Raw genomic sequence first — 1431 nt, forward strand, 5'->3', positions numbered from 1 at the left:
GCGGATCGCGTCCCATGAAGTGGTGTAGCCGGGCAGGGTCCCGGAATGCGCGGGTGTCTGCCCGGGGCGTGCATCCGCCGGCGGTGCATGCTCCCTGAGCAAGGGCAGGCCATCGCGCAAGTCTTCCTGGTGAACGGGCAGTTCAACCGGAGGAGCACGCGATGGCCTTGTCCCAGTCTGAGCTGATGCGGCTGCTTGAGTCACAACGTCGGGCCGATGGAGTTGAGGCAATCAGGGTGGTGTGCGAGCGCATCCTGCAGGAGCTGATCGAGGCCGAGGCCACCGATGTGATCGGTGCCGCGCCGCGTGAGCACGCCGAGACGCGCACGACCTGGCGCAACGGACACCGGGAGAGGCTGCTGACCACACAGGCCGGCGACCTGGACCTGAAGATCCCGAAGGTGCGCAGCGGGTCGTTCTTCCCCTCGCTGCTGGAACGGCGGCGGCGGATCGACCGGGCGTTGTTCGCCGTGGTGATGGAGGCCTACGTGCACGGTGTCTCGACCCGATCGGTCGATGACCTGGTCAAAGCACTCGGTGCGGACAGCGGGATCTCCAAGTCCGAGGTCTCCCGGATCTGCGGTGAGGTGGACGAGGAACTGACCGCGTTCAAGGAGCGGCCGCTGGATCACACCGTCTTCCCCTACGTCTTCCTGGACGCGACCTACTGCAAGGCGAGGGTCAATCACCGGATCGTCTCCCCGGCCGTGGTCATCGCCACCGGAATCTCCGCCACCGGGCACCGCGAGATCCTCGGGCTGATGGTCGGCGACAGTGAGTCGAAGCCGTTTTGGACCAGGTTCCTGCGGTCCTTACGGGCCCGCGGCCTGGAGCACGTCCAGCTGGTCATCTCCCACAGCCACAGCGGCCTGGTGGCCGCGATCCGCACCGCCTTCCTCGGTGCGGCCCGGCAAAGGTGCCCGGTTCACTTCGTCCGGGACGTGTTTTCGGTGATCGAGAGGGGCTCCGGGGAGATGGCCGCCGCGACCATCCGCACCATCTTCGCGCAGACCACCGGCGAGCAGGTGCGCACCCAGCTGAACGTGGTCGCCGACATGCTCGGACGGCAGTTCCCGCAGGTCAAGACGATGCTGCTGGATGCGGCGACGGACATCACCGCGTTCGCCGACTTCCCGGCGGCGCACTGGAAGAAGATCTGGTCGACCAACCCGCTGGAGCGGCTGAACCGGGAGATCAAACGGCGGGCCGACGTCGTCCAGGTCTTCCCCAACCCCACCGCCCTGGACCGGCTCGCCGCCGCAGTCCTGGCCGAACTCCACGACGAATGGCAGGTCTTCGACCGCCGCTACCTCTCCGAAGCCTCCATGGCCGAGCTCTTCGGCACCAAGCCCACCGAACCCGAACCGCAGATCACCCCACAACCGGAACCGAAACAGTTGCCCTGACTACACCACCCCACGGGACATGACC

1 protein-coding gene is annotated in these 1431 nt (G+C 66.9%); it reads left to right on the top strand.

Features of this window, described 5'->3' with window-relative positions; genetic code table 11:
- The first annotated feature begins 161 nt into the window (after positions 1-161).
- Positions 162-1406 (top strand): IS256 family transposase, encoded by a 1245-nt coding sequence (locus IEY86_RS35870; RefSeq protein ID WP_189136084.1) that lies wholly within the window; start codon positions 162-164, stop codon positions 1404-1406.
- Positions 1407-1431 lie beyond the last annotated feature (25 nt).

This window comes from Wenjunlia tyrosinilytica (assembly GCF_014646055.1).
Classification (GTDB): Bacteria; Actinomycetota; Actinomycetes; order Streptomycetales; family Streptomycetaceae; genus Wenjunlia; species Wenjunlia tyrosinilytica.

Bases quoted from the DNA above. Each gene is read 5' to 3' on its own strand.
- IEY86_RS35870 (WP_189136084.1), top strand. From the start codon at position 162: ATGGCCTTGTCCCAGTCTGAGCTGATGCGGCTGCTTGAGTCACAACGT.